A 26140-nucleotide genomic window follows, 5' to 3' on the forward strand; every position below is an offset into this window, starting at 1 on the left:
GACACCCATGCTCACCATCAGCCAGCTGGCGGGGTACGCCGGAGTGACAGTGCGGGCGGTACGCCACTACCACAAGATCGGTCTGCTGCCCGAGCCCGGGCGCGACCACTCCGGGTACCGGACCTACGACGCCGCAGCGGTCGTGCGGCTGATCCGGATCCGCACCCTGGCCGATGCCGGCGTGCCGCTGGCCAGGGTGCAGGAACTCCTCGACGCCGGCCCGGCGGAGTTCACCGGTGGTGTCGAGGAGATCGACAAGGCTCTGCGCGCCGAGATCCGGCGGCTGCAGGACACCCGCCGCCGGCTCGCCCGGCTCGCCGCCGGAGAGCACCTGGCGCTTCCGGGCTGCGTCGTGGACTATCTCGACCGGCTGCGCGGTCTCGGCGTCGGGGAGCGGTATCTCGAACTGGAGCGGGATGCCTGGATCATGATCGCCGCGCAGGTGCCCGACCTGATCGACGCCGTGATCGCCAAGAAGCACGAGGAGCTGGACAACCCCGACATGGTGAAGCTCTACGGCTTCTTCACCGGGGAGCCCGACTGGCGCGTCGGCGACCCGCGGATCGTCGAGGTCGCCGACGTCCTGGAGCGGCTGATGATCCGCGCGGTGGAGGCCGGCGAGGTGGGGACCGATGGCTTCGACGACCAGTTCGTCGCCCTGATGGACTCGTCCATGCTCGAGGCCGCACCGGGCGCCGAACTGGTGCTGGCGATCCTCAAGGAGCGCGGCTGGAAGGGCTGGACCCGCATCGAACGAGTGCCTGCCGGCAGGCTCACCACTGAACTGCCGCCCTCTTGAAGGCACCAAGGACAGGCACTCCGAAGGCGGAACGACGTGGTCCGGAGGCCGTAGACTCGCCGGATGGCCAAGTACTTCGACGTGCATCCCGACAATCCACAGCGCCGCACCATCACCGGCGTGGCCGAGAGCATCCGGTCGGGCGCGCTCGTCGCGTATCCGACCGACTCCTGCTACGCGCTGGGATGCCAGCTGGGCAGCCGTGACGGCATCGACCGCATCCGGTCCATCCGGAATCTCGACGACCGCCACCACTTCACCCTGGTGTGCCAGAACTTCGCTCAGCTCGGCCAGTTCGTGCAGGTCGACAACGACGTCTTCCGCGCGATCAAGGCAGCGACGCCCGGCAGTTACACCTTCATCCTCCCCGCCACCAAGGAGGTACCGCGCCAGCTGCTGCATCCCAAGAAGAAGACCGTCGGGGTCCGGATCCCCGATCACACGGTGACGCAGGCCCTGCTGGCCGAGCTCGGCGAGCCGCTGCTGTCCAGCACGCTGCTCCTGCCGGACGAGGAGGAGCCGCTGACGCAGGGCTGGGAGATCAAGGAGCGCCTCGATCACGTCGTGGACGTGGTGCTCGACTCCGGCGACTGCGGCACCGAACCGACCACCGTGATCGACTTCTCGGGCGGCGATCCGGAGATCGTACGCCGCGGGGCGGGCGATCCGACGCGTTTCGAGTAGAGCGCGCCCGGCTCGCCGAGCGGTCACTCCGCGCTTCCGCGGGCTCCGCTGAGATGCGCGTACCCCCTGGTGCCTGGTTCGGTGGAGGTGTCCGCTCCGTACAGCGCCAGGGAGTGATCATGAGCGAGCAGGAAGACCTCCGGGGCCGCGCGCAGGAGATGCGCGACAAGGCGAAGGACCTCGAAGCGGCGGCGGAGAAGTCCACCGACCCCGCGGAACGCAAGCGTCTTCAGGAGAAGGCGCACCGGCTCGAGGACCAGAGCGTGCAGGTCAGCGGCATGGCGAGCGGGGACATCTATCCCATGGAGTAGGCCGGCCTTGCGGCGTCGTGCCACCCGTCGGCGGACGAGCCGCCGCGCGTTTGCCGCTTTCGTGCAGCCGTGTTAGTACGAACGTGAGGTGGCTTGCGGTGAATACGCGGAGGGCGGGGCACGGGCTCCCCTCCCCCGCCCCGCTCTCCGCTCGCGCTCCGCGAAGGGGAACCGGTGACGTACATGAGATGGCAGGCGTTCCTGGAGGCCGTCCAGGAACGGGGCGACTATCCATCGGGCCTGGAGGCGGAGCGCGCGTCACGTGTGGTGCTGGCGCTGCTCGGCGCGCACCTGGTGGGTGAGGAGCGCAACGATCTGGCGGCCCGGCTGCCCGAGACCTTCGCGCTGATCCTCCTCAATCCACTGCAGGCAGCCGAGCCGCTGAGCCCGGAGAGATTCGTGCGCGCGGCGGCCGCCTGGATCGAGGGCGCGACCGAGCAGACGGCCGCCTGGGACACCAGCGCGGTGCTCAGTGTGGCGGCCGACGCCGCGGGCGAGGATCTCCTGGAGCGGATGCTGCTGCAACTGCCCCCGGGCTACGACCTCTTGTTCGGCCACCCCGCGGGCATCTGAGGTCGGACGCGGGCGCTGCCCGGTGCCGCCGAGGCGCCCGTGCCGGCATCCGGGGTTCAGCTCACGGCGGCAGCACGCAGGCCCGCGAGACGGGCGAGCCGCCGCATGGAGTCCACGAGCGCCTCGCGGTCGTAGGTGCTCGTCGTGACCAGCACCTCGTCGGCACCGGTCTCCTCGATCACCAGCTCCAGTCCGGCGGCGACCGTGTCCTCGGTGCCCGCGAGATGCCCTCGCAGTCCGTCCTCGAACAGCCCGCGCTCCTTGTCCGTCATGGCCAGCGCCTCGATCCGCCCGGCCGGTGCCAGCGGCGGGAACGAGCCGTGGGTGCGCGAGTACGCCATGGACCACGCTTCGGGGATCAGCAGCCGCCGCGCCTCCTGGGCCGTGCCCGCGACGGCGACGGTGCCCGCCACGATCACGTACGGCTCGGGAGCCCATGGAGAGGGGCGGAATCCGGCGCGGTACTCCTCGACCGCGCGTAGGAGCCTCTCGCGGCCCCTGAGGTCACCGACGACGAGCGGCAGACCGGCCGCGGCGGCGATCGCCGCGCCGCCGCCGGTCGCCAGGACGAACGGCGGAACGCGCAGCCCTTCGGCGGGACGGGCGTGCACCTGGGGGTGGGCCCGCTGCGTACCGTCCAGCCATCCCAGGAGCTCGGTCAGCTGCCCGGCGAAGGCGGCGGCATCCCCCTTGTCCCGGCCGAGAGCCCTGCGGATCCCGTCGGTGAAGCCGACGGAGCGGCCCAGGCCCATGTCGATCCGGCCGGGGAAGAGCGAGGCGAGGACCCCGAACTGCTCGGCCACGACGAAGGGCTGATGGTTCGGGAGCATGACCCCGCCGGTTCCCACCCTGATGGTGGATGTCGCGGCGGCCACGGCAGCAGCGAGCACCGTCGGCGCCGAGCCGGCCACACCGGGCACGCTGTGGTGTTCGGACACCCAGAAGCGGTGGTAGCCGAGGTCCTCGGCCGTTCCCGCGAGCGCGACGGTGTCCCGCAGCGCCTGCGGGCCGTCGTGTCCCTCGCGGGTGCGGGAGCGGTCGAGGAAGGAGAGGCGGGTCGATCCGATGAGTGGGCTCACTCATGGTTCAACACCGGGGGCGCGCCGGGATTCCCGTACCCCTGGCGCGACACGCGGCAACGGCCGGAGGCCGGCGAGGCACGCGGCCGGCGCCGGGAGTCATTCCGGAGCGGCTCGCGGTCATCGCCCGGTGGGGCGCGCCGTCACCGCCGGGCTGTCGCGGCGGCGGTTTCGGCGGGTGCGTCGCGGAGTCCCAGGCGCAGATGTTCCACGTGGTAGAGGGCCTGGTCCAGGAGTTCGGCGACGTGGTGGTCGTACAGGGCGTAGACGATCGAGCGCCCCTGCCTCTCGCCCGCGACGAGTCCGAGATTCCGCAGCAGCCGCAACTGGTGGGAGCAGGCGGAAGGTTCCATCTCGACCGCTTCGGCGAGGTCGCCGACCGCGCAGGGGCCCTCCTGGAGCCGTGCCAGGATCCGAAGCCGGGACGGGGTGGCCAGCGCCTGGAGGGTTTCGGCGACGCCCGCGGCCCCCACGGCGTCCAGACGCTCGCGGGTGGTTGCGGTGTTCTGCTCGTCGCGTCCGTGGCCCATGGCCCTCATTCTACGGATGACACATGAAGACCTGTTCATATGTTCCTGTACGGTGGAGGCGTCGCCGTTCCCGCCGCCCGTGAGGGGTTCCTCCGCCATGCCCGCTGCCGTCATCCCGCGCCCCTCGCGCACCCCGACCGCCGGTTCCGGCGAGGTCCCCCGGCGCCGGACCCGCGTCCTCGCGCTGACGGAGGCCCGCTGGGCGGGCGCCTCACTGGCACTGTTCCTGCTGGCGCTGCCGCTCCAGCTCGCAGGCGCTCCCGCCTGGGCCTGGGGGCCGCTGTACGCCCTGGTGTACGTCGCCGGAGGCTGGGAGCCCGCCCTGTCGGGACTGCGGGAGCTGCGGGAGAAGGTCCTGGACGTGGACCTGCTGATGATCGTGGCGGCGCTCGGCGCGGCCTCGATCGGACAGGTGATGGACGGGGCGCTGCTGATCGTCATCTTCGCGACCTCGGGAGCGCTGGAGGCGCTGGCGACCGCCCGGACCCAGGACGCCGTGCGCGGACTCCTCGACCTGGCCCCGGACACCGCGTCCCGGATCATGCCCGACGGCGGCGAGGAGAGCGTCGCCACCGAGGACCTCGTGGTCGGTGATGTCATCCGCATCCGCCCGGGAGAGCGGGTGGGCGCCGACGGGAGGGTCCTGGACGGCGCGAGCGAGGTCGACCAGGCCACCATCACCGGCGAACCGCTGCCGGTGGCGAAGGAGCACGGGGACGAGGTGTTCGCAGGAACGCTGAACGGCACGGGAACGCTGCGGGTGGCTGTCGAGCGCGACGCCTCGGAGTCCGTGATCGCCCGGATCGTGGCGATGACGGAGGAGGCCTCCCGGACCAAGGCGCCCACCCAGCTGTTCATCGAGAAGGTCGAGCAGCGCTACTCGCTGGGCATGGTCGCCGCCACCCTGGCCGTCTTCCTCGTACCGCTGGGCTTCGGCGAGGACGTGAAGGACAGCCTGCTGCGCGCGATGACCTTCATGATCGTGGCCTCCCCCTGCGCGGTGGTCCTGGCGACCATGCCGCCGCTGCTCTCCGCCATGGCCAACGCCGGGCGCCATGGTGTCCTCGTCAAGTCCGCCGTCGTGATGGAGCGCCTCGGGCAGGCCGACGCCGTGGCGCTGGACAAGACCGGCACCCTGACGGAGGGCACCCCGCGCGTCACCGACATCCGCCCGCTGACCGGTTCCGGGCTGACCGAGGAGGCGCTGCTCGCCCTGGCGGCCGCCGCCGAGCACGCCAGTGAGCACCCGCTGGCCCGCGCTGTCGTGAACGCCGCCCAGGAGCGGCGCCTGCCCCTCGCCCCCGCCCGGGACTTCACGTCGGCGCCCGGCACGGGGGTCACGGCCACCGTCGACGGTCACCGGATCGCGGTCGGCTCGCCCGCGCGACTGCTGCGCGAGGTCTCCACCCGTACGCCCGCCACGGCTGCCGGCGGCTTCGACCCCGCCGCCTCCGCCGCCGAGGAGCTGGAGGAGGGCGGGCGCACCGCCGTGCTCGTCCTGCGGGACGGCGTGCCGGCCGGGGTGCTGGGAATCGCCGACCGCATGCGGCGGGACGCCGCGCGGACCGTCGCTTCGCTGGCCCGTCTGACCGGCGGTTCGCCGATGCTGCTGACGGGTGACAACCCGCGCGCCGCCGCCCGGCTGGCCGCCGAGGCCGGCATCACCGACGTTCGCGCGGGGCTGCTCCCCCAGGACAAGGCGGCTGCCGTACACGAGCAGGAACAGGCGGGGCGCAAGGTCCTGGTGGTGGGCGACGGCGTCAACGACGCGCCCGCGCTGGCCGCCGCGCACACCGGCATCGCGATGGGCAGGGCCGGCTCCGACCTGGCACTGGAGACGGCGGACGCCGTCATCATCCGCGACGAACTGGCCACCGTGCCCGCCGTGGTGGCCCTGTCCAGGGCAACGCGCCGGCTGGTCGTGCAGAACCTGGTCATCGCGGGGGTGTTCATCTCCGTCCTCGTGGTCTGGGACCTCGTCGGCCATCTTCCGCTCCCGCTCGGCGTCCTGGGCCACGAGGGCTCCACCGTGATCGTGGGTCTCAACGGCCTCCGGCTGCTGCGCGAATCGGCATGGCGGCGCGCGGCCGGCCAGGGCGTCGCCACGAAGCCGTCACCCACGCCCTCGGAGGCGGCCACCGGCTGAGGTTCCGTCAGCGCGGGAGGCCCCCGGGGCCCCGCCCCGCACCGCGCGACCCGCCGCCACCATGGCCGCCCATTGGGCGCTATGTCTTATTTGCAACTAAAGTCCCCCTCGTATCCGCGCCGCACGAGGGGGACCCGATGACCAGCTCCCGCACCGGGACCGATGTCTCCGAGGGACCGGCCAACCCGGTCAAGATGTCGCTGCTGACACTGACCATGATGGTGGTCGGTTCGATGGTGGGCGCCGGAGTCTTCTCCCTGCCGTCGCGCTTCGCCCAGGAGACGGGCGTGGCAGGGGCGCTGATCGCCTGGGCGATCGCCGGGACGGGCATGCTGATGCTCGCCTTCGTCTTCCAGACGCTCGCGGTGCGCCGGCCGGATCTCGACGCCGGTGTCTACGCCTACGCCAAGGCCGGATTCGGCGAGTATCTCGGCTTCTTCTCCGCGTTCGGCTACTGGGCCAGCGCCTGCGTCGGCAATGTGACGTACTGGGTGCTGATCACGTCGACGGTCGGGGCCGTCTGGCCGGCCCTCGGCGACGGCGACACGCTGGTGGCCGTCGTCGTGTCCACGGCCGGGCTCTGGGCCTTCTACTTCCTCATCCGCCGGGGCGTGAAGGAGGCGGCGGCCATCAACAGGGTGGTCACCGTCGCCAAGGTGGTCCCGATCATCGTGTTCGTGATCCTGGCCCTGTTCTACTTCGACGCGAAGGTGTTCGCGGACAACTTCGGCGGCGCGGACTACGCCGGCTCCCTGTTCAACCAGGTGCGCGGCACCATGCTGGCCACGGTGTTCGTCTTCCTGGGCGTGGAGGGCGCCAGCGTCTACTCGCGCCACGCCAAGCGACGCGAGGACATCGGGCGCGCCACCGTCCTCGGCTTCCTCAGCGTCTTCGCCGTCTTCGCCTCGGTCACGATCGTCTCGTACGGCATCATGCCGATGGCCGAGATCGCCGACCTCCGCCAGCCCTCCATGGCAGCGGTGCTGGAGGAGGCGGTCGGTACCTGGGGCCAGGTCTTCGTGAGCGTGGGGCTGATCGTGTCCGTGCTGGGCGCCTATCTCGCCTGGACCCTGATGGCCGCCGAGGTGCTCTTCGTCGCCGCCAAGGACAACGACATGCCGCGCTTCCTGCGCCGCGCCAACCGCGCCGACGTGCCGGTGCCCGCCCTGCTGATGACGACGCTGCTGTCCCAGGTCGTCCTGGTGATCACGCTCTTCTCCGACGACGCGTTCAACTTCGCCCTCGATCTGACCAGTGCGCTGTCCCTGATCCCGTTCCTGCTCGCCGCCGCGTTCGCCGTCAAGATCATGGTCCGTCCCGACGAACTGACCAAGGGAACGGCGAAGCGGCGCGACCTGACCGTCGGCGTCGTGGCGACGCTCTACACGGCGTTCCTGCTGTTCGCCGCCGGGCTGAAATTCGTCCTGGTCTCCTTCATCATCTACGCCCCCGCCACGATCCTGTTCGCCATGGCCCGCAAGGAACAGGGACGCCGGGTCTTCTCCCCCGTCGAACTCCTCATCTGCGCGGTCTCCGTCGCGGGGGCCGTGGTCGGGGTGATCGCCCTGGCGGCGGGGTGGATCAGCCTCTGACAGTCCGTACTCCCCGTGTCCGCTTCCCGGCCGAAAGGCAGCCCTTCATGACCAACACCTCCGCCTCCGGCGCGCCTGCCGTGCACGGCGTCCACTCCGAGGTCGGCAAGCTGCGCAAGGTGCTCGTCTGCGCACCGGGCCTCGCCCACCGGCGGCTCACCCCGGGCAACGCCGGCGACCTGCTCTTCGACGACGTGATGTGGGTGGAGAACGCCCAGCGCGACCACGCCGACTTCGTCGGCAAGCTCCAGCAGGGCGGCGTCGAGGTCGTGGAGCTGCACGACGTACTGGCGCGAACGGTCGCCGATCCCGCGGCCAGGTCGTGGCTCCTGGACCGCAAGATCACCGCCAATGAGGTGGGCCTGGGGCTCATCGACGCGACCCGCGCCTACCTGGAGTCGCTGGAACCGCGTGAGCTCACCGAGTATCTGATCGGCGGGCTGGCCACCGCCGACCTGCCCGACGACTACCGGTCCGGCTATCTCGCCCTGGCGCGCGAGTCCACGGGGGCGCGCGAATATCTGATGCCGCCCCTGCCCAACACGCTCTACACCCGCGACACCACCTGCTGGCTGTACGGAGGGGTGACGCTCAACCCCCTCTACTGGCCCGCGCGTCACGACGAGACACTGCTGATGAAGGCGGTCTACCTCTTCCACCCGGACTTCACCGGAGCCAAGGTCTGGTGGGGCGACCCCGAGCAGGAGTGGGGCCAGGCCACCTTCGAGGGCGGCGACATCATGCCGGTCGGCAACGGTGTCGTCCTCATGGGGATGAGTGAGCGCACCTCCCGGCAGGCCATCACCCAGGTCGCGGCGTCGCTGTTCGCACACGGCGCCGCCGAGCACGTCGTCGTCGCGGCGATGCCCAAACTGCGGGCAGCCATGCACCTGGACACGGTCTTCACCTTCGCCGACCGCGACATCGTCACCGTCTACCCGACGATCATGGACGCGGTCCACACGTTCTCCCTCCGTCCGAGCGACAGGTCCCCCGGGGTGGAGGTGACCGACGAGGGGTCCCGGGCCTTCACCGACGTCGTGGCGGGGAGCCTGGGGCTGTCCTCCCTGCGGGTGATCGAGACGGGCGGCGATGTGTACGCCTCCGAGCGCCAGCAGTGGGACAGCGGGAACAACGCCGTCGCCCTCGAACCCGGGGTCGTGTTCACCTACGACCGCAACACCCAGACCAATGATCTGCTGCGCGCGGCGGGCGTGGAGGTCATCACGATCGTCGGCGCGGAGCTCGGGCGCGGCCGGGGCGGGGGGCACTGCATGACGTGCCCGCTCATCCGCGAGCCGGTGGAGTTCTGAGCGGGCGCGCGGCCCTGAGGCCTCGTCACTCACTGTCCTCCGGCGAGGGGAGGCGGGCCCCAGCACTCACCGAGCCGGGCGCCCGGCCGGGTACGCCGGTGCCGTCCCACGGTCGCGATCGCGGGACGGCGTGCGGTGCCGGAACCGCCTCCGGCGGGTCGGCTCTACGCGGGCGCCGGGGCCGCCCGGTGAGCCTCGTCGGCGGTGTCGAGGCCCTGGGACCCGCCCGATCCGATGAGGCCGAAGAGGGTCAGGGCGGCTGCGGCGAGCGCGGCGACGGCGCAGACCAGGAAGGACAGCGAGAGCGCGTCACCCAGTGCGTCCAGTGCGAGCGACTGCGCCGCGGCCCCCGGGGTGCCCGGCGGGAGGCTGTTGACCGCGAGCGGGCCCGCTTCCTGCCCGATACCCATGGCGGCCCCCAGCTCCTCGGGCGGGAGTCCGGCGCCCGGCAGGGCCGACATGAAGGCGTCGCCCGCGCTGCTCAGCGCCACCGCGCCCACGACGACCGGCCCGAGGGCGAAGCCTAGGTCGCGCAGCAGGTTCGTCGTCGCGCTCGCCATGCCCGCGTAGGCGATCGGCACCGAGTTGATGGCGACGGCGGTGATCGACCCGACGGTCAGTGCGAATCCCACACCGACGCAGAGTTGCGGCACGATGAACTGGGTCCATTCCATGTCCCGTACGTCGAAGCGCGCGCACATGAAGCCGCCGAGCGCGACGAGGACGAACCCGGAGGTGAGTACCCACCGGGGTGACACGTTTCTGATCAGGTGCGAGATCACCGGGATGAGGACGAACGCCGGGCCCTGGATGAAGAGGAAAAGGAAGCCCAGCTTGAGCGGGCTCTGGTGCTGCACCGCTCCGACCCACATGCTCGTCGCGAAGCAGATGCCCAGGAAGCTGAACATGCCGATCACCGCGACGAGCGACGAGATCGTGAACGCCCGGTTCCTGAACAGGGCCAGCTCCAGCAGAGGCGGGTCGGTGCGCACCTCGATGACGACGAACGCGATGAGCAGCAGGGCGCCCACCGTGGAGGCCCCGATGATCTCGGGACGGCTCCAGCCGACCTCCGAGCCCTGCACCGCGGCGTACATGACCGCGATCAGACCGACGGCGAGGGTCACCTGGCCCGGGATGTCCAGCTTCCGGCCCTCGGGGGCACAGGAGTCGGCGGCGCCGAAGGTGAGCCCGAAGGTCACCAGGCCCAGTGCGGCCACGACGATGTAGGAGCCGCGCCACGAGCCGTACTCGGCGAAGAGACCGGCCAGCAGGGGCGAGATCGCCGCGCCTGCCGAGAGGAATCCGGCCCAGACCGCGATCGCTCTTGACCGGGCGTGCTGGGTCGGGGTGACGGCGGCGATGAGGGCGAGCGAGATGGGGAACAGGACGCCCGCGCCGAGACCGCCGATCGCCTGTCCCACCCACATCGCCTGTACGGAGGGTGCGGTGGCGCAGACCAGCGCGCCGATCGCCGTGAGCACGGCGCCGCCGAAGAGCAGCTTGCGGCGGCTCCAGAGATCGCCCAGGACACCGAAGGTGAGCTCGAAGACGACCAGCGGGATCGAGAAGGCGGCGGTGATCCAGGTCAGCTGGGTACCGGCGGTCTGGAACTCCTGCTGGAAGGTGCCGTTGAGCGCACCGGGCAGCGCGTTGGCCAGCTGGGCGACCAGGACGGCGACGAAGCCGGCCACGAGGGTGGCCCGGTAGCGCGGGGAACGGACGGCCGGAGCGGGGCACTCGGGGGGCGCGGCCTCCTCGGCCGCGGTTCTGTACGGCTCGCTGACATGGCTCATGCGTGAACTCCTTTGTTCCGTGCGGGAGATGGCCGTGGCGCGCCGCACCGGCCGGTCGGCTCCGGCACACCGGGGCGTCCGGATCGCGGCATGCCGGTACGACCACGCGACAGGGCGAGGTCCCCGGGTGGGGCGACGGCAGGGCCGGGCGGTGCGGGCCGGAACTCAGCTCAGGAGGGCGAGAGTGGCGGCCCTGGGTCGCGGTGGCCGTAACGAAGGGGGCACCGGGCCGTCGGCACCGGGAGCGGGTGAACACGCCACGTGGCCCCTCCAGAGGTGGGCAGGAGCCGCACCGGCAGCGCGGCACCCTGCGACCGGCTTCACCAGCCGATTGAGGAGTGAAATTGTCATAAGCTTTATGGGCTGTCAAGGAAAGTTTCAGAACGTATAGACGCTTCACTTGGTGACGGACGCGCCGCGCCCCGGGAGGGAACGGTCGGCGACCGGCCCGGGACCACCTGGCCGGAGCAGGTCACCGGGGAGCAGCGCGGCGTCCCCCGCGACTGGGGCGACGGAGCCGCGCGGTGCTCAGCAGAGACGGAACACGTAGCCCTTCTCGCCCTCGGGGAGCACATCGAGGTCGCGCAGGACGAGGGAGATCCTGTCGCCCCAGGCGGAGCAGCTCTCGTCGAAGCCGACGTCGCCCTCGCCCTCGTACTCGATGGCGAAGACCCGGCCGTCGTACGCGTCGGCGTACGCGTCGCACTCGTCGAACTGGGCGCACTCCTCCGTCACCGCGAAGTCGAAGCCGATCGCGGAGTGCCGGTCGAGCAGGTCGGTGGTGTTCTTCTGTCCGATCGCGAGGCCGTCGCCGTGCGCCCGCTCGGCGAGTGTCCTGGCGAACGCCTCGTTGTGCGCCTTCGTCAGCCTGCCGCCGGAGCGCTCGAAGGAGTCGAGGTTGTCCGGCTCCACCGCCTGGAAGCCGCTCTCGGCGCAGCCGTCGATCCATTCCCCGACGATCTCCGCCAGTTGCTCGCGCTTCGCGGCCGTGGAGGTGTCCAGGAGTACTTCGTCCCAGCCCTCGTCGATGACCGGTTCCCCGTCGTCGTCGGTGAGAAGGAGGTCGGGATGGTCGTCCTGCCACCAGTCCAGGGCCCCGGGCTGCGTCTGGAAGGCGTTGACGTAGCAGACGTTGTAGAGGCCGGGGGCCGGTTCGTCCTCACGGTCGCGGGACACCGCGCGCACCCCGTCGGCAGGCGGGTAGCGGCCGCCGATCTGGTAGTCGAACGCCATACCAGCCGCCGGCAGCAGCACGTCCACGGACGCCGGGGTCTTCTCGGCGGCGGCATCGCGGGAGGGGCCGTCCTCGGCCGCGCAGCCGGACAGCACGCTCGCCCCCAGCACGGCCGTGACGAGTGCGGCCACACCGCCCGCCGTGCGCCTGCGGCCAGGAAGCGGGGGAAGATCGCGGGCGGCCACACGTGCTCCAGATGTCGAAGAGGATCTGTCCATCCTCCGTCATCACCTCCGGGCCCGGTCTGCCGGGTACCGGAACACGGGTCGGGCCAGGAGGTCCGTCAGCCCTCCTACGGTCATGGAAGGCCCCAGCCCGAACAGGCTCAGGGCATCCGCGTGCGGCGCGGCGACCTGGGGCCGCCGCGCCGCCGTGGTTTCCAACAGCGCGTCAGCTCACCGAGATGCTGGAACTCCCGCTGCTCTGACAGCCCTCGGTCGCCATGATCATGTAGTAGTTGAAGCTGCCCAGCGGCATCCCGTAACGGGCCCACGCGTCGAAGTGGTTGCCCGCCGTGATGCTGCCCCCCGTCCGCTTCGACTGCCGGACGCTCCAGTACTGGTTGAACGTCTTCGTACCCTCGACGGAGGGGGCGTTGACCCTTGTCGTCTGGTAGACGTCGTACGTACCACCGTCACTGGTGACCGTGCCTTGTACGTTCCGGTGGGCCGGCAGGTGCCCCAGTTGTCGACGATGTAGTACTCGACGAGCGGGTTGGCCGTCCACCCGTGGAGCGTGAGGTACGCGTTGCCCGACGGGTTGAAGCTGCCGGAGTAGTTGACGGTCCTGCGGGCGCCGTTGGCCCAGCCCTTCCCCGCGACGAAGTTGCCGCAGTTGGTCCACGAGGTGCCGTAACTCCCGCCGGACGCCAGGTTCATGGAGACCGAGCCGCCGCCGTCGGTCCAGAACGAGTAGTAGTAGCCGTTGTTGGTGCCCGTCTGGTTGGTGGTGATGACGGTGTCGGCGTGCGCGGTGCTCGGCAGCATCAGCCCGGACGTCGCCAGCGCCAGGGCACCGGCCCGGCCGATGAATGCCCCGCTCCGAGTGCATAGTTCCGGGATCAGGTTTCGAACGAGGGGGTCGAAAGTTTCGAAATACTTTCGAGGTCTACTTGAACATCAGTTCCTCGGGCGACAGCTCCTCGACCCGGGCGAGGAGCGCGTCGCGCCCGATGGAATCGGTGCGCGTGGAGGGCACGGTGCAGGCGTAGGCGCCGGCCACCGCTCCGAACAACGCGGCGCGCCGCGGGTGTTCGCCGTTCAGCAGGCCGAGGAGGAAACCCGCGGCGAAGGCGTCGCCCGCGCCGTTGGAGTCGACCACCGAGGCGTGCGGGGTGACGGCCGGTGTGTGCGTCAGCTCGCCGTCGTACAGCAGGTACGAACCCTCGGCGCCGGCGGTGGCGACGACGATCCGGGCCCTGCCCCGGGCCTCGATGTCACGCATGGTGCGCTCCGGGTCGGCCAGGGCAGTGGTCGACAGGAATACGGTGTCCGCCTGGAGGGCGTAGCTCTCGTGGTAGGGGTTGGCGCCGTCCCAGTCGTGCAGATCGGTGGAGACGGTCACGCCGGCCTCGCGGAGCGTCGGCAGAGCCAGATCGCACGGCTGGGTGATCACGACGTGTGCGTGGCGGGCGTCGGTGGCGAGTGCGCGGACCGTGGACTCGTCGAAGCGTTCCGTGTCGGGCGTACGGGTGGCGTCGTAGAGGGACAGCCGCCGCCCGTCCGGGCCGACGAGGTTCACCGCGCGCTTGGTTCCGGCCGGGAGGTGTACGGCGGTGAGCGGGATGCCCCGGTCGAGGTGGAGGGCGCGAACCAGCTCCCCTTCGTGGTCGTCCCCGAGCATGTCGAGGTGATGGGTCCTCAGGCCGAGGGCGTGCAGCCCGACCGAGACGAAGTCCCCGCTCTGCCCCGCGCGGGTCTCGATGCCCGGCCTGATCATGTGGCTGTCGGCGAAGGGGAGCGGGAGTTCGGGGACATGGACGATCGTGTCCACGCCCGCGCCGCCCAGGACGAGGACATCGGTCTGCTTGCGCATGGAGTTGGTCGGGCCTCTCGGGTCGGTGAACGTGCGTCATGGTCCTCGGCCCGGTGGCCGTGACCGCCGCCGGTGCGCGGGACGGAGGTGACTCCGCCCCGCGCACCGGCGGTGTGCCTGGTCCGGGCGGTCAGTCCGTCCGGGCTCCGGCGTGCAGGGCCAGCGCCCCACGGGCCGGCAGGGTCGTACGGAAGGTCCCGTCGTCTTCGACGACAGGGCACAGCGGTGCCCTCGAAGACAGCCACGCGCCAGGCTGCCGTGGGGGGAACGTGTCGGAGCCTGCCGCTCCCCGCGTGCTGCCGTCAAGGATTTCTGCAAGGTCTTTCAGTTCCTTGCGCAAGATCTTGAAGTCCGCCCTCCTGCCCGGAGGAAGTGGTGCGGGAGGGTCCGGGCCGGCGGGAGGGACCGCCATGAGAGCCCGGCGGGCCTGGTCCACACCGTCCTCCGAACGGGCCGCGTCCGCCGGATCCGTGGCCCGAGGGTCCTGGTCCCGGCGCATGCGCAGGAGCGCGTCCCGGGCGGTGCCGGCCGACAGTGCGGTGGCCGCGCGAGGGTGCCGGACGGCGGCGAGAGCGTCGTGGGAGAGATGGCCCAGCGCCCGGTCGACGGGCAGCCAGGCGGACAGCGCCGGGTCGTCGTCGATCGCGCGGGTGAGCATCGCGGTGTGCCGTTCGAGCTCGTGGGCGACATCGCGCCCGGCCACACCTGCCTCGCGGGACGCCTGTTCGCCCCGGTCGACGCAGTCCAGCAGCCGGGCGACGGCGCTCACCGTCCGGTGGTACTGGCGGGTCTGGGCCAGCCTCGGTCCGCGCCGTCCGGTGGTCCACAGGAGGGCCACCGCCACCGAGCAGCCGAGCAGGGTCTCGACGACACGGTCGGCGAACAGGTCCGCGACCACGAGTCCGGGCGAGGACGCGGTGTTCGCCATCATCGCCATCACCGTCACGGAGACCGCGGCCAGCGTGTACTGCCTGCTCAGCAGGAGGTTCATGCCGAACACCGCCACGAGCTGGAGAGCCAGTTGCTGCGGCCTGGAGGGCTCCAGCCTCCGAACCGCGGCCACCACCAGTACGCCGATGAGGCGCCGTTCCAGGGCGCGCCTCGGCAGCTGTTCCGGAGGCGGGTCGACATGGCTGCCGCGCGCCCCGCAGTGCCGCGCGGTGACGCCCGGGAAGCGGTCGGCCACGAGGGTGCGGGCCAACACGGACTCGGTGCGCAGCAGTTCCTCCCCGAGCGCGCGGTGTACGGCGGTCCCGGCACCGCGTCCTCGTGCGGAGCGGAGGACGCTCCAGGCGGCACGCACCGCGCGGCCGGCTTCGTCACGCGCGGTGCAGCGCCGCCACCCCGGAGTGCGGGGGCAGGTCCGCGTAGAGGCGGACGGCCCGGCGGGCGGCGGCCACCGCGCTCCGCTCGGGATGGTGCGGGCGGCGGATCAGGTGGGGAGCGTTCTCCTTCATTGCGATGAGGGGCGCCGCCCCGCCCGCAGACCGATCACGCGGGTTCAGGCGGGCGGCGGCAGCCGGAGCGCGGCCCTGCGCAGTTCCACGGCGTGCTGGGCCAGTTCGGGTTCGCCGCCCCGGTCGGCCGGCATGGACGCCATCAGGGCGAGCCGGTCGCGCCAGCTGTTGCCGGCGAGTGGCACCGCGACGGCGTTCATCCCCCGGACCGACTCGCCGGCGCTGTCGGCGCGCCCGAGCGTGCGGATGCGGGCCAGCTCGGCGAGCAGCTCGGTCCGGGAGGTGAGGGTCCGGCCGGTGACACCGGGCAGCCGCTCGTCCGGATAGAGGGCGCAGACCTGTTCGGTGGTGAGCTGGGCGAGCAGCGCCTTGCCCGCCGATGTGGCGTGCGCGGGGTGGGCGCGGCCGGTCTCCAGGACGGCGCGCACCGGGTGGGGCGATTCCCTGCCGTCCGTGATGATCACCTGGTCGCCGATGAGCGCGGCGGTGCTGACGGTCTCCCCGGTGGCGGCGGCCGCCGCGTCCAGCACCGGCTGGAGGCGTGCCCTGATCTCGGGCCCGTATCCGGCCGGGCGCCCCAGCGTGACGAGTTCGGGTCCCGCGGAGTAGCCCCGGCCCGGGGCGTCGCGGGTGGCGAAGCCGCGCGCCTCAAGGGTGCTGAGCACCCGGTGCGCGGTGGACCGGGCCACGTCGAGCTCCCGGGCGGCGTCGGTGACCGACAGGGTGTCATGGGTGAGGAAGAGCCGCATGAGGCGCAGTCCGGTGTCCAATGACTCGATGATGTAGCTCTTGGCGTCGGCCACGGGATCCTCTCGGTAGTTCATGGGGTGCCGTGTTCGTGGTGCGGCGCCCGGTACCCATGATTCCGGGCCGGTCAGACCGCGGAGTAACCGCCGTCCACCACGAGCTCGGTGCCGGTGACGAAGCGCGACTCGTCCGAGGCCAGTTAGAGCACCCCGTAGGCGATGTCCTCGGGCGTGCCGCGGTGGCCGACCGGGGTGTTGTCCAGCATCCGCTGCGCGTAGGCGGCGGCCTCGGGCGACGGGTCGGCGGAGAGCGACTTGCTCAACTCGGTCTCGATCGAGCCCGGGTGCACGGAGTTCACCCGGATGTTCGACGTGGCGTAGGTGGCGGCGTCCGCCTTGGTCATCAGCCGGACCGCACCCTTGGCCGCGTGGTAGAGCGGGATACGGGCGCCGCCGACCAGCCCGTAGATCGACGACATGTTGACGATGCTGCCGGAACGCCGTTCCAGCATGTGGCGCACCGCGTGCTTGGTGCACAGCCAGACGCCCTTGACGTCGACGTCGAAGAGGAGGTCGAACTCCTTCTCCTCGACCTCGTGCGAGGGCTTGATCGGCCCCGGCACGCCGGCGTTGTTGACCAGGATGTCGATCCGGCCGTAGGTGGCGGCTATGTCGTCGAACGCCGCGCGCACCGATGCCTCGTCGGTGACGTCCATCCGCCGGTAGGCGGCCGGACCGCCCTCGGCGGCGGTGGGCACGCCGTCGGCGGGAGCGAGGTCGGCCGCCACGACGGTGGCGCCCTCGGCGGTGAGGATCTTCCCGATCTCCGCTCCGATGCCCCGCGCGCCACCGGTGATGACGGCGATCTTGCCCTGCACCCGTCCGTCTGCCATGTTCTCTGCTCCTCACCGTACCCTTGACACCCACCCACCGTCCCTCCCTGAGGGACAAGACTGGAGCGGGAAACCGAAGGGCCTCACATCGCTGCCTTCGAACACCTTTTTAATGCACGATACACCTACCAATCGGGGAGTGAAGGCTCGCTGACGTCTGTCCTGCTGAGCGGGACAATCAGCGGGTGAACATCTGCCACGCCCTGCGGCGGGCGGGGCGCCCGGGGGATCGGAAAGTTTCCCATTGGACGGAATGGCTGTATCGCGGCCCGTGTGACGGCGGACACGCTCATCCGGCCATCGCATGCGAACCACACAGGAACTCTCTCCGCGAGCCGCGTTCGGAGGATCCATGTCCGCGCACACCCCCACCCCGACCGCCACCCGTCCACCGGGCGGCCGTTCCGCACCGCCTCGAGCACAGCCCAGAAAGGCCGCACTCGCCGCGTTCCTCGGCAGCATGCTCGAGTACTACGACTTCTTCATCTACGGATCTGCCGCCGCCCTGGTCTTCCCGACCCTCTTCTTCTCCTCGGGGAACCCGGCGGTGGGCACCATCTCGGCCCTCGCCACCTTCGGCGTCGGTTACGCCGCGCGCCCGCTCGGCGGCATCATCCTCGGCCACTTCGGAGACAAGGTCGGCCGCAAGAAGGTCATGGTCTTCACGCTCCTGATGATGGGCGTGTCGAGCCTGGTCGTCGGCCTGTTGCCCACCTACGAGCAGGTGGGGATCATCGCCCCGGTCCTGCTGGTGATCGCCCGTCTCGGCCAGGGCATCTCGGCCGGCGGCGAGGCGGCGGGGGCCAGCACCCTGACCCTGGAGCATTCGCCCGAGGGACGCAGGGGCTTCTTCACCAGCTTCGCGATGTCCGGCACTATGGCGGGCATCCTGCTGGCCAACTTCGTGTTCATCCCCGTGGCCGCCCTCCCCGAGGACCAGTTGATGTCCTGGGGCTGGCGGGTCCCCTTCTGGCTCTCCATCGCCATGATCGTGCTCGCCTACGTGGTGCGCAGGCGGCTGGACGAGACTCCGGTCTTCGTGGCCGAGGCGGACGCCGAGGAGCTGCAGCCGCTGCCGCTGGCCCATCTCTTCCGCACCCAGTGGGCCGATGTCGTCAAGGTCATGTTCGCCTCGCTCTTCGCCGTGTTCCAGACGGTCTTCATGGTGTTCGGCCTGGCCTACGCCACGTCCGACGCCGTCGGTCTCGAACGGTCGACCATGCTCTGGGTGTCCGTGGCCGCGAACGCGGTCGCGGTGGTGGCCGTGCCCGCGTCGGCCGCGCTCTCCGACCGGGTGGGCCGCAGGCCGGTGTGGATCACGTCCGCACTGAGCTGCGCGGTGCTGGTCTGTGTCTACTTCTGGGCGGTGTCCACGGAGAGCATTTCCCTGATCGTCGTGGCGGCCGTCCTGCTCAACGGCTTCGCCTACTCGGGGATGAACGGCCTCTGGCCCGCGTACTTCTCGGAGCTGTTCGCCGCCCGCGTGCGCTACTCCGGCTTCGCGACCGGCAGCCAGTTCGGTTTTCTGCTCGCGGGGTTCGCCCCGGCCATCGGATTCGCGATCATGGGGGACGGCGTCACCGGCTGGATCCCCGTCGCGGTCTTCGCCGCGGCATGCGGTCTGGTCTCCGCGGTCGCGGTGCTCACCGCACGGGAGACCCACAAGGTGCCGCTGGCCGAGCTGGGCAAGCCACTCCCCCGCCGCTGAGCGGGCCGGCGGGCCCGCCCGTACGAGAGGAAGGAACCGGCATGCCGGTCTTCGCCGTCATCTACACCTACACCGACGACACCGCGGGGCGCGACGAGCACCGCCCCGCGCACAGGGAGTACCTGGGGGGTCTCGGTGACCGTGGCATCAACCTCTGCTCGGGGCCGTTCGGCCCGGAGGAGGCCCCCGGTGCGCTCCTCCTGCTCCGCGCCGGCTCCAAGGACGAGGCGCTCGGACTCACCGACGACGACCCGTTCCGGCGCCACGGCCTGGTCAGCGAGGTCACCGCACGGGAGTGGACCCCCGTGCTGGGGCAGCTGGCCTCACAGCTCTGAGAACGGCCGCACCGTCCCGCACCAAGGACGCCGGTCACCGCGGGCCCAGGGCTCGCGGTGACCGGACTGCCGTGAAGTGTGCCAGTCTGGAACAGAAGGTGACCGTTCATGGCCAGGTCGAACGCCGGTGAGTCGGTACTCAGCCGCGCGATGCGCATCCTGCGGCTTTTCACGTCCGGTTCGCCCACGCTCACCGTGTCGGAGATCGCCCGCCGGGCCGGTCTCCCGGTGGCGACCGCCCACCGCCTCGTCAACGAGCTGGTCGAGCTCGGCGCGCTCGACCGCGTCGAGGGCAGACAGGTGCGCATGGGGTACCAGCTCTGGGAGCTCGCCTCCCGCTCGTCCCGCGCCCTCGATCTGCGCGAGGTCGCCATGCCGTTCATGGAGGACCTCCAGACAGTGGTGCGCCAGCACACCCAGATCGGTGTGCTGGAAGGCACCGATGTGCTGTATCTGGAACGGCTGTCGGCCAGGGGCGCCGTGCAGAACATCACCACGATCGCCGGCAGGCTGCCGATCCACGCCACGTCGGCCGGACTCGTGCTCCTCGCGCACAGCCCCCTGGAGCTCCAGGAGGAGGTGCTCTCCAGGCCGCTGCACCGCTACACGCCCCGGACCGTCACCGATCCGGCGCAGCTGCGCTCACTGCTGGCACAGGTGCGCCGCGAGGGTTTCGTCGTGGCCGCCCAGATGATCAGTCAGGCCGGTACGGGCGTGGCCGTCCCGGTGCGGGGCGAGGAGGGCGAGGTGGTCGCGGCGCTCCCCGTCGTCATCCCGGCCGCCGACCCCCATCCCCGGGCACCCGTACCGGCGTTGCAGGCGGCGGGCCGCGGGATCTCGCGCGCCATGGGCGCTCCTTCCGTCGACGAGGACGTACTCCGCAGCCACGGCCCCCGGCTTCCGGGCGACGGCAGGCAGCGCCTTTCCCATTGAGCGGAATGTGTGTTGTGGGTCTCCCCCGCCGCACAGCACGCTGATCGCACCGCTCCACGGCCACCCGCACCGGGTCCGGCGAGCGGAGCGCGTGGGCGGGTCAACGGCCCCGCGCGATGCCCCGGGGACCTGGTGACCGGCTCCTCCACCGCACGGACGGGGTTTCGGCGGGCTCCCGCGAACGCATTCGCCCGCGCACCACTCACGCCAGGACGGGCGGGCCGGAATCCTTTCACCAACCCGAAGTGGGGCGTCGCCGAGGCGCTCCGGCTCACCGCGGCACGCACCCCGTGACCCGCGAGGACCGAACGAGAGGTATCCGTATGAACACTGATCGGCAGCACACGGGACGCGTTGCCGGCAAGGTCGCCGTCGTCACCGGTGGCAGCGGCGACCTCGGAGCCGCGGTCGTCCGCATGCTCAGCGCGCACGGCGCCCAGGTCGCGAACCTCGACCGGACCCCGCCAGCTGTCCCCTGGGAGAGCGGGTCGGTGGCCGACTGGACCCTCGACATCACCGACGCGGCACAGGTCGAGGACACCGTGCGCCAGGTGACGGACCGGTTCGGCCCCCCGGACATCCTGGTCAACGGCGCGGGCATCCTGGGGCGGCCGGCCCCTTCGCACGAGTCGACGGAGGAGGATTTCGACGCCGTCATCGGGGTCAACCTCAAGGGCACCTGGCTGCTCACCAAGTACGTCGTGCCGCACATGATCGAGCGGGGGCGCGGCAGCATCGTCAACTTCTCCTCGATCCACGGCCTGACGGGCGGCGGCAACGTGCCGCTCTACCACGCGTCCAAGGGCGCGGTACGGCTGCTGAGCAAGTCGGACGCCGTGGTGTACGGCCCGCACGGAATCCGGGTGAACTCCGTCCACCCCGGCTCCATGCGCACACGGATGAGCCGTTCCTCGGCCGAGCGCAGCCCGCTCGGCGCCGACGAGTACTACCGCCAGCTGGTCGAGGGCAACCCGATCGCACGCCAGGGCGAGCCGGACGAGATCGCGTACGGCGTGCTCTACCTGGCATCCGACGAGTCGTCGTTCACGACGGGCACCGAGCTCGTCATCGACGGCGGCTACACCGCCCACTGAGTTCCGAGCCGCGAAAGTTGGACATCATGAGTGACAAGACCTACGAGTACGACGTCCTCGTCATCGGTTCCGGCGCCGCCGGGATCTCGGCCGCCCTCAAGGCGAAGCAACAGGGCCTGGACGTCCTGGTCGTCGACAAGGAACCGTATCTGGGCGGTACGACGGCCGTCTCCGGCGGCTGGCTCTGGGTGCCGGGCAACAAGCAGGGCGTCGCCGAGGGAGACACCCGCGAGGAGGCCGAGACCTACATCAAGGCCCTCGCCGGTGAGTCCTACGATCAGGACGCGGTCGGCTCGTTCCTCGACCTGGTGCCCGAGGCGCTCGACTTCTTCGAGAACGACGCCGGTGTCGAGTTCCACTACCCGGAGACGGCACCCGACTACCAGATGGACACCCCGGGCGCCCGCAAGTCCGGCCGGGCCCTGACGGTGAAGAAGGCCGACGGCCGGATGCTGAAGAAGAACCGGCTGCGCGTCCAGCCGTACCTCTACACATACACCGTGTTCGGCTACATGCCCGAGATCGGCCCGGACATCGCGACGTTCATCAAGGCCAACCGGTCCGCCAGGGCGTTCCTGTACGTCACGAAGCGCCTGGTCAGGACCTGGGCCGAACGCGGCCTGTTCCGGCGCGCGTTCACCCGTACCAACGGCAACGCACTCATGACGCGCATGCTGGCGAGCGCGGGAGCGATGGACATCCCGATGTGGACCGACACCAAGGTCACCGAGGTCCTCAAGGACGAGGACGGCGTGGTGAACGGCGCGGTGATCACCGGCCCGCGGTCGGGCACCGTCCGCGCGAGGTACGGCGTCGTGATAGCGGCCGGCGGCTTCTCGGGAAACGCCAGGCTGCGCACCCAGGCCTTCGGGCACGACCCGCGTGGCGACAACCACTTCACACCGACCATCGGCCACCAGGGGGACAGCTACTTCCTGGCCGAGCCGCACGGCGGTGTGCTCGACACCCGGCCGCACCAGCCCGCCTCCTGGGGGCCCGTCACCGTCTGGAAGAACCTGCGCGGCCAGGACCGGATCTTCCCGCATCTGCGCGCGTTCGGCCTGCCCGGGCTGATCGCGGTCAACCGCAAGGGCGAGCGGTTCGCCAACGAGTCGTACTCGTACCACGACTTCGGGGTGGAGATGATCAAGGAGGACGCGGGCGAGCGGGACACGTTCGGATGGATCGTCGCCGACAGGAAGGCGATGCACACCTACGGCATCGGGTACGCCAAGCCCTGGCCGCTGCCCGCCTGGTACTACAAGAAGGTCGGTTACCTGGTCGAGGGCGCGTCGGTGGCGGAGCTCGCCGCGAAGATCGATGTTCCTGCCACGGCACTGAGGGAAACCCTGGAGGAGTTCAACGCGGACGCCGCCCTGGGGCGGGACGTGAAGTTCAAGCGCGGCTCGAACTGGTTCCACCACTTCAAGGGCGACATGGAGCACAAGCCCAACCCCAACCTCGCGCCCATCGACAAGGCTCCCTACTACGCCGTGAAGATCCAGATGGGCGATCTCGGCACCTACGCGGGACTCTCCGTGAACGGCCGGAGCGAAGTCGTCTCCTCCACCGGCGAGGGCGTACCCGGTCTGTACGCCGTCGGTACGGCCGCCGTCAGTGTCTTCGGCGGCGGATACCCGGGATACGGCGCGAACATCGGACCGGCCATGGTCTTCGGCTACCAGGTCGGCCGGGACATCGCGGCGCACGCCGCCGAGCGCGCGGGAGGGCTCCAGCCGGCCGCGAGCCGGAACGGCGAGCGCTGATACGCGCGGAGCGAGTAGCGGAGCAGCAGAACCACCGGGGCGGGGCCGCAGGCTCACGGGCGGAGGAGTCACAGCGCTCTCACAGGTGCCTCCCCCTTCTCTGACAGACTGCCCACCTACCGTCGGACCATGAGCGGACACCAAGAGGCGAGCGGATCAGCCGGAGCCCTGCCATCGCCCTCTCCGGTGGCACGGCGGCCACCCCGAGCGGCACTGCCTCTCCGTCCGCCGCCTCCACGTCCTGGGCATCGCGGCTTGGCAGGGTCATGAACAACGGCCGCGAGGACCTCGTGCTCGCACGAACGGCCGTGGAGGCCCTCACCCGGCAGGTCGCCCTGTGTCCCAAGCCGGGCCTGCCCGACCCCCGGGACCTCGGTGCGGGAGCGGCCCACCGGGATCACCGTGCGGTGCGCTGGTCGGCCAGGGCGCTCGAACCGGGTCTCGCCGCGATGGCGGCCGCTGCCCGCCGCGCGGGTGCGCCCACGCCCGGACTCCGGGCGGAGCTGGGCGCGATCGGACGGTCCACCGAGCACTCGGTGGACCTCGCGGGCGGCGGCCACCGCGGCGCGCTCTGGACGCTAGGCCTCCTGGTCGCGGCGGCGGCCCTGGAGCCGGACGCACCGGCAGCCGATGTGGCGGTCCTGACCCGGCGGATCGTGGCGCACCCCGACCGGGGCGCGCCCCGCAGGCCGTCGCGCGGCGCCTCCGTCTCGGCGACGTACGGCGCCGCCGGGGCGAGGGGCGAGGGCAGGGCCGGATTCCCTCACGTGCGCCGCGCGCTGACCGCGCTCGCCACCGCCCGCACGGCGGGTGCCACGGAGGACCGGGCCCAACTGGACGCCCTTCTGACGGTGATGTCCACGCTCCAGGACACCGAACTGTTCCACAGTGCGGGCCCCCTGGGACTGCGCCACGTCCAGGCGGGGGCCCGTGGCGTCCTGGAAGCGGGCGGCTCGGCGACGGACGCGGGGGCGACGGCTCTGGCGGCTCTCGACGCCGATCTCCGCGTGCGCGGATGGACTCCGAGGGGCAGTGCCGGGCTGCTCGCCGGGGCGCTGTTCGCGGACGCGCTGCCGGTACGCGCCGGACGCCCCGCGCGGACGGCTCGGCTCCTCGGGTCGTAGGCGCCGCCGGCCGTCGGTTGCCGGCCGTCGGCAGGCAGGCAGGCAGGCAGGGGAAGCACACCGGCGCTCGGGCCGCCGCGCGGGACCGGCGCGCACCGCCGTGTCCGCGCTCAGCACACGCGGCCTTGACCAGGTGTCAGCCGTACTGCTTTGATCATGCACATGAAGCGCTGCCAGAGTCTCACGCGACGACGTCACGTCGATCTCGTGCGTACCGCAGGCGCGCTCTGTCTCCACGCGGGCTGACCGTACGAGGCGGCCCCTTCGCGCCCGCCTCCGCATCCCCGCGTCCTCGCATCCGCGCTTCTGCCGCGGATGCGCTGCCGTGTGCCGCCCTTGAGACGGTTCCCCGCTCCGCGAGCGGTCCCCGCCGTGCTCGCGTCGCGGTCCCCGGCCGGCCGATCCGCCCTGCCCCACCGCGCGGTCGGCGTGCGTACTCCTGCCATCCAGGCATCCCTGTGCCCCAGAGAGGACCCTCCCACCGTGTCTCTTTCCCCCGGCCTCCGCCGAGCCGTTCCATGGAAGCCCGTCGGCGCTCTGCTCGCGGCCCTCGTTTTCGCCTGCGCCGGCTCCGCCTCGGCGGTCACGGCCGGGTCCTTCGGCCCGACACCTCCGCACAACCCCTACGCGGGCCCTGACGGCACCGCGACGATGCACGGGGACACCGGTTCCTCCGACACCACACCGCTGGCCGGTCCCGGCGCGGGCACGCTGGACTCCTCGCGTGCCGCGCTCGCGTCGGCGTGCCCGACCGTGCTGGTCGGGGCGGACGGCTATCCGGTGGCGCTGTGCACCCCCATCTTCGGCCAGGTGCCCACCGTCCATCTCCTCGACCCGGCCGACGGCTCCTCCCTGACCACGCTGAAGCTGACCAAGGGCTCGCTGCTGGGCGGCGTGTACGCGTATATCGACCACCAGGACCGGCTGGTCGTCGCGGACGGCAGCCGCAGCCTGCTCCGCGTCGGACACCACAAGGACAGCGACGGCGACTGGAGTCTGACGGTCGACCGGAGCCTCTCCCTGGCCTCCGCGATTCCGGCGGACGACGCGGTCACCGGGCTGTCACCCGACTGGCAGGGACGCGTCTGGTTCGCCACGGGCGGTGGTGTGGTCGGCACGGCGGACGACACCACCGGCACGGTGAAGACCCTCGCCCTGCCGGCGGGAGAGCGGGTCGCCAACAGCATCTCCACGGCCCCCGAGGGCACGGCGGTCACCACCACCCACGCCACCTACCTCCTGACCTCCGCCGCCGACGGCACCCCGAAGATCGTCTGGCGCAAGGCCTACGACAGGGGCACCGCCCGCAAGCCGGGTCTGCTGAGCTGGGGCAGCGGATCGACCCCGACGTTCTTCGGTCCGGGCAGCGGTACGGAGTACGTCGCCATCGTCGACAACGCCGACGCCTCGGCGAACCTCAAGGTCTACCGCACATCCGACGGTTCGGACGTCTGCTCGGTCCCGGTGCTCAAGGCCGCGGCCGGTCCCGGCAGCGAGAACTCCCCGGTGGGCATCGGCCGCAGCGTCTTCGTGGCCGGAACGTACGGCTACCCGTACCCGGCCGTGCCGGAGGGGGCGGGCACCAGTGTGCCCGCCTCGGCCGACTTCGCGGGTGGCCTGTCCCGGGTGGACGTTCGCGCGGACGGCACGGGCTGCTCGCTGGTGTGGGACAACGCCCTGCGTTCGGCCGCCGTCCCGAAGCTGTCGACGGCCGACGGACTCCTGCACACGGTGGTGCGCGACCCGCTGATCCCGGGCACCAAGGGGACGAGCCTGCTGGACCCGTACCGCTACGTGCAGATCGATCCGGCGGACGGGAAGATCAAGCGCTCGGCGCAGGTCGGGGTGGGATCGCTGTACGACAGCCTGCAGATGGCGGGCACGATCACACGGGACGGGGCCTATCTCCAGGGCACCGTGACGGGCGTTCTGCGCATCACCGCGGAGTGAGCCCCCGTGGCGGGCGGGGCCGGCCTGCCCGCCACGGCCAGCA

The 26140-nt window shown here is 71.3% G+C and carries 24 protein-coding genes and 1 pseudogene; 15 read left to right on the forward strand and 10 right to left on the reverse strand.

What is annotated here, in order from left to right:
* Window positions 1-7 precede the first annotated feature (7 nt).
* The 4 genes from ACWCQM_RS08650 (at window position 8) to ACWCQM_RS08665 (ending at window position 2367) form a co-directional block, all read left to right on the forward strand.
* A complete protein-coding gene (locus ACWCQM_RS08650) occupies window positions 8-799 on the forward strand; it encodes a MerR family transcriptional regulator (RefSeq protein WP_450914558.1) in 792 nt (263 codons plus the stop codon).
* Window positions 800-862: 63 nt separating this feature from the next.
* Window positions 863-1483: an L-threonylcarbamoyladenylate synthase gene (locus tag ACWCQM_RS08655; protein WP_267079261.1), complete on the forward strand. Its 621-nt coding sequence runs from the start codon at window positions 863-865 to the stop codon at window positions 1481-1483.
* 119 nt (window positions 1484-1602) lie between these two features.
* Window positions 1603-1794 (forward strand): DUF6381 family protein, encoded by a 192-nt coding sequence (locus ACWCQM_RS08660; protein ID WP_073752906.1) that lies wholly within the window; start codon window positions 1603-1605, stop codon window positions 1792-1794.
* A gap of 183 nt (window positions 1795-1977) precedes the next feature.
* Window positions 1978-2367 carry a DUF2267 domain-containing protein gene (locus ACWCQM_RS08665; RefSeq protein WP_450914840.1) on the forward strand — a complete coding sequence of 130 codons (390 nt, stop codon included), beginning with the start codon at window positions 1978-1980 and terminating at the stop codon, window positions 2365-2367.
* 56 nt (window positions 2368-2423) lie between these two features.
* Here the strand turns inward: ACWCQM_RS08665 and ACWCQM_RS08670 are convergent, their stop codons facing one another.
* Together ACWCQM_RS08670 and ACWCQM_RS08675 are read right to left on the reverse strand one after the other, a co-directional pair.
* A complete protein-coding gene (locus tag ACWCQM_RS08670) occupies window positions 2424-3446 on the reverse strand; it encodes an MsnO8 family LLM class oxidoreductase (protein WP_450914559.1) in 1023 nt (340 codons plus the stop codon).
* Between the two features lie 143 nt (window positions 3447-3589).
* Window positions 3590-3976 carry an ArsR/SmtB family transcription factor gene (locus tag ACWCQM_RS08675; protein ID WP_450914560.1) on the reverse strand — a complete coding sequence of 129 codons (387 nt, stop codon included), beginning with the start codon at window positions 3974-3976 and terminating at the stop codon, window positions 3590-3592.
* A 97-nt stretch (window positions 3977-4073) separates the two neighbouring features.
* On the opposite strand from ACWCQM_RS08675, the gene ACWCQM_RS08680 reads away from it, so the two are divergent.
* The 3 genes from ACWCQM_RS08680 to ACWCQM_RS08690 all read left to right on the forward strand — a co-directional run bounded on the left by ACWCQM_RS08680 (window position 4074) and on the right by ACWCQM_RS08690 (window position 9027).
* Complete coding sequence (locus ACWCQM_RS08680) at window positions 4074-6122, forward strand: heavy metal translocating P-type ATPase (RefSeq protein ID WP_450914561.1); 2049 nt, start codon at window positions 4074-4076, stop codon at window positions 6120-6122.
* Between the two features lie 137 nt (window positions 6123-6259).
* A complete protein-coding gene (locus ACWCQM_RS08685; RefSeq protein ID WP_450914562.1) occupies window positions 6260-7714 on the forward strand; it encodes a basic amino acid/polyamine antiporter in 1455 nt (484 codons plus the stop codon).
* 47 nt (window positions 7715-7761) lie between these two features.
* Complete coding sequence (locus ACWCQM_RS08690) at window positions 7762-9027, forward strand: arginine deiminase (protein ID WP_450914563.1); 1266 nt, start codon at window positions 7762-7764, stop codon at window positions 9025-9027.
* 164 nt (window positions 9028-9191) lie between these two features.
* On the opposite strand, the gene ACWCQM_RS08695 is transcribed toward ACWCQM_RS08690, so the two are convergent.
* The 8 genes and pseudogenes from ACWCQM_RS08695 to ACWCQM_RS08730 all read right to left on the reverse strand — a co-directional run bounded on the left by ACWCQM_RS08695 (window position 9192) and on the right by ACWCQM_RS08730 (window position 17187).
* Window positions 9192-10823, reverse strand: a complete 1632-nt coding sequence (locus ACWCQM_RS08695) for an MFS transporter (protein WP_450914564.1) — start codon at window positions 10821-10823, stop codon at window positions 9192-9194.
* A 528-nt stretch (window positions 10824-11351) separates the two neighbouring features.
* Window positions 11352-12242, reverse strand: coding sequence for an endo alpha-1,4 polygalactosaminidase (locus ACWCQM_RS08700; protein ID WP_450914565.1), 891 nt, complete (start codon window positions 12240-12242; stop codon window positions 11352-11354).
* A 205-nt stretch (window positions 12243-12447) separates the two neighbouring features.
* Window positions 12448-13085 (reverse strand): annotated as a pseudogene (locus tag ACWCQM_RS08705) (glycoside hydrolase family 11 protein).
* 79 nt (window positions 13086-13164) lie between these two features.
* Entirely contained in the window at window positions 13165-14091 is a 927-nt protein-coding gene (locus ACWCQM_RS08710; protein ID WP_450914566.1) for an adenosine kinase, read from the reverse strand.
* Between the two features lie 130 nt (window positions 14092-14221).
* Window positions 14222-15394: an FUSC family protein gene (locus ACWCQM_RS08715; RefSeq protein WP_450914567.1), complete on the reverse strand. Its 1173-nt coding sequence runs from the start codon at window positions 15392-15394 to the stop codon at window positions 14222-14224.
* A gap of 16 nt (window positions 15395-15410) precedes the next feature.
* Window positions 15411-15548 (reverse strand): hypothetical protein, encoded by a 138-nt coding sequence (locus ACWCQM_RS08720; protein ID WP_450914568.1) that lies wholly within the window; start codon window positions 15546-15548, stop codon window positions 15411-15413.
* 44 nt (window positions 15549-15592) lie between these two features.
* On the reverse strand, window positions 15593-16372 hold the full coding sequence (locus ACWCQM_RS08725; RefSeq protein WP_450914569.1) for an IclR family transcriptional regulator: 780 nt from the start codon (window positions 16370-16372) through the stop codon (window positions 15593-15595).
* A 122-nt stretch (window positions 16373-16494) separates the two neighbouring features.
* Window positions 16495-17187, reverse strand: coding sequence for an SDR family NAD(P)-dependent oxidoreductase (locus ACWCQM_RS08730; RefSeq protein ID WP_450914570.1), 693 nt, complete (start codon window positions 17185-17187; stop codon window positions 16495-16497).
* Window positions 17188-17539: 352 nt separating this feature from the next.
* On the opposite strand from ACWCQM_RS08730, the gene ACWCQM_RS08735 reads away from it, so the two are divergent.
* The 8 genes from ACWCQM_RS08735 (at window position 17540) to ACWCQM_RS08770 (ending at window position 26097) form a co-directional block, all read left to right on the forward strand.
* On the forward strand, window positions 17540-18895 hold the full coding sequence (locus ACWCQM_RS08735; protein ID WP_450914571.1) for an MFS transporter: 1356 nt from the start codon (window positions 17540-17542) through the stop codon (window positions 18893-18895).
* Window positions 18896-18936: 41 nt separating this feature from the next.
* Complete coding sequence (locus ACWCQM_RS08740; RefSeq protein WP_450914572.1) at window positions 18937-19230, forward strand: YciI family protein; 294 nt, start codon at window positions 18937-18939, stop codon at window positions 19228-19230.
* A 108-nt stretch (window positions 19231-19338) separates the two neighbouring features.
* Entirely contained in the window at window positions 19339-20163 is an 825-nt protein-coding gene (locus ACWCQM_RS08745; RefSeq protein WP_450914573.1) for an IclR family transcriptional regulator, read from the forward strand.
* A 323-nt stretch (window positions 20164-20486) separates the two neighbouring features.
* Window positions 20487-21257: an SDR family NAD(P)-dependent oxidoreductase gene (locus tag ACWCQM_RS08750; protein WP_450914574.1), complete on the forward strand. Its 771-nt coding sequence runs from the start codon at window positions 20487-20489 to the stop codon at window positions 21255-21257.
* Between the two features lie 26 nt (window positions 21258-21283).
* On the forward strand, window positions 21284-23023 hold the full coding sequence (locus ACWCQM_RS08755) for an FAD-dependent oxidoreductase (RefSeq protein ID WP_450914575.1): 1740 nt from the start codon (window positions 21284-21286) through the stop codon (window positions 23021-23023).
* A gap of 266 nt (window positions 23024-23289) precedes the next feature.
* Window positions 23290-24147, forward strand: a complete 858-nt coding sequence (locus ACWCQM_RS08760; protein ID WP_450914576.1) for a triphosphoribosyl-dephospho-CoA synthase — start codon at window positions 23290-23292, stop codon at window positions 24145-24147.
* 162 nt (window positions 24148-24309) lie between these two features.
* Window positions 24310-24393, forward strand: coding sequence for a putative leader peptide (locus ACWCQM_RS08765; protein ID WP_443333127.1), 84 nt, complete (start codon window positions 24310-24312; stop codon window positions 24391-24393).
* A 237-nt stretch (window positions 24394-24630) separates the two neighbouring features.
* Window positions 24631-26097 carry a hypothetical protein gene (locus ACWCQM_RS08770; protein WP_450914577.1) on the forward strand — a complete coding sequence of 489 codons (1467 nt, stop codon included), beginning with the start codon at window positions 24631-24633 and terminating at the stop codon, window positions 26095-26097.
* The last annotated feature ends 43 nt before the right edge of the window (window positions 26098-26140 follow it).

The sequence above is a fragment of the Streptomyces sp. NPDC002125 genome (genome assembly GCF_053593715.1).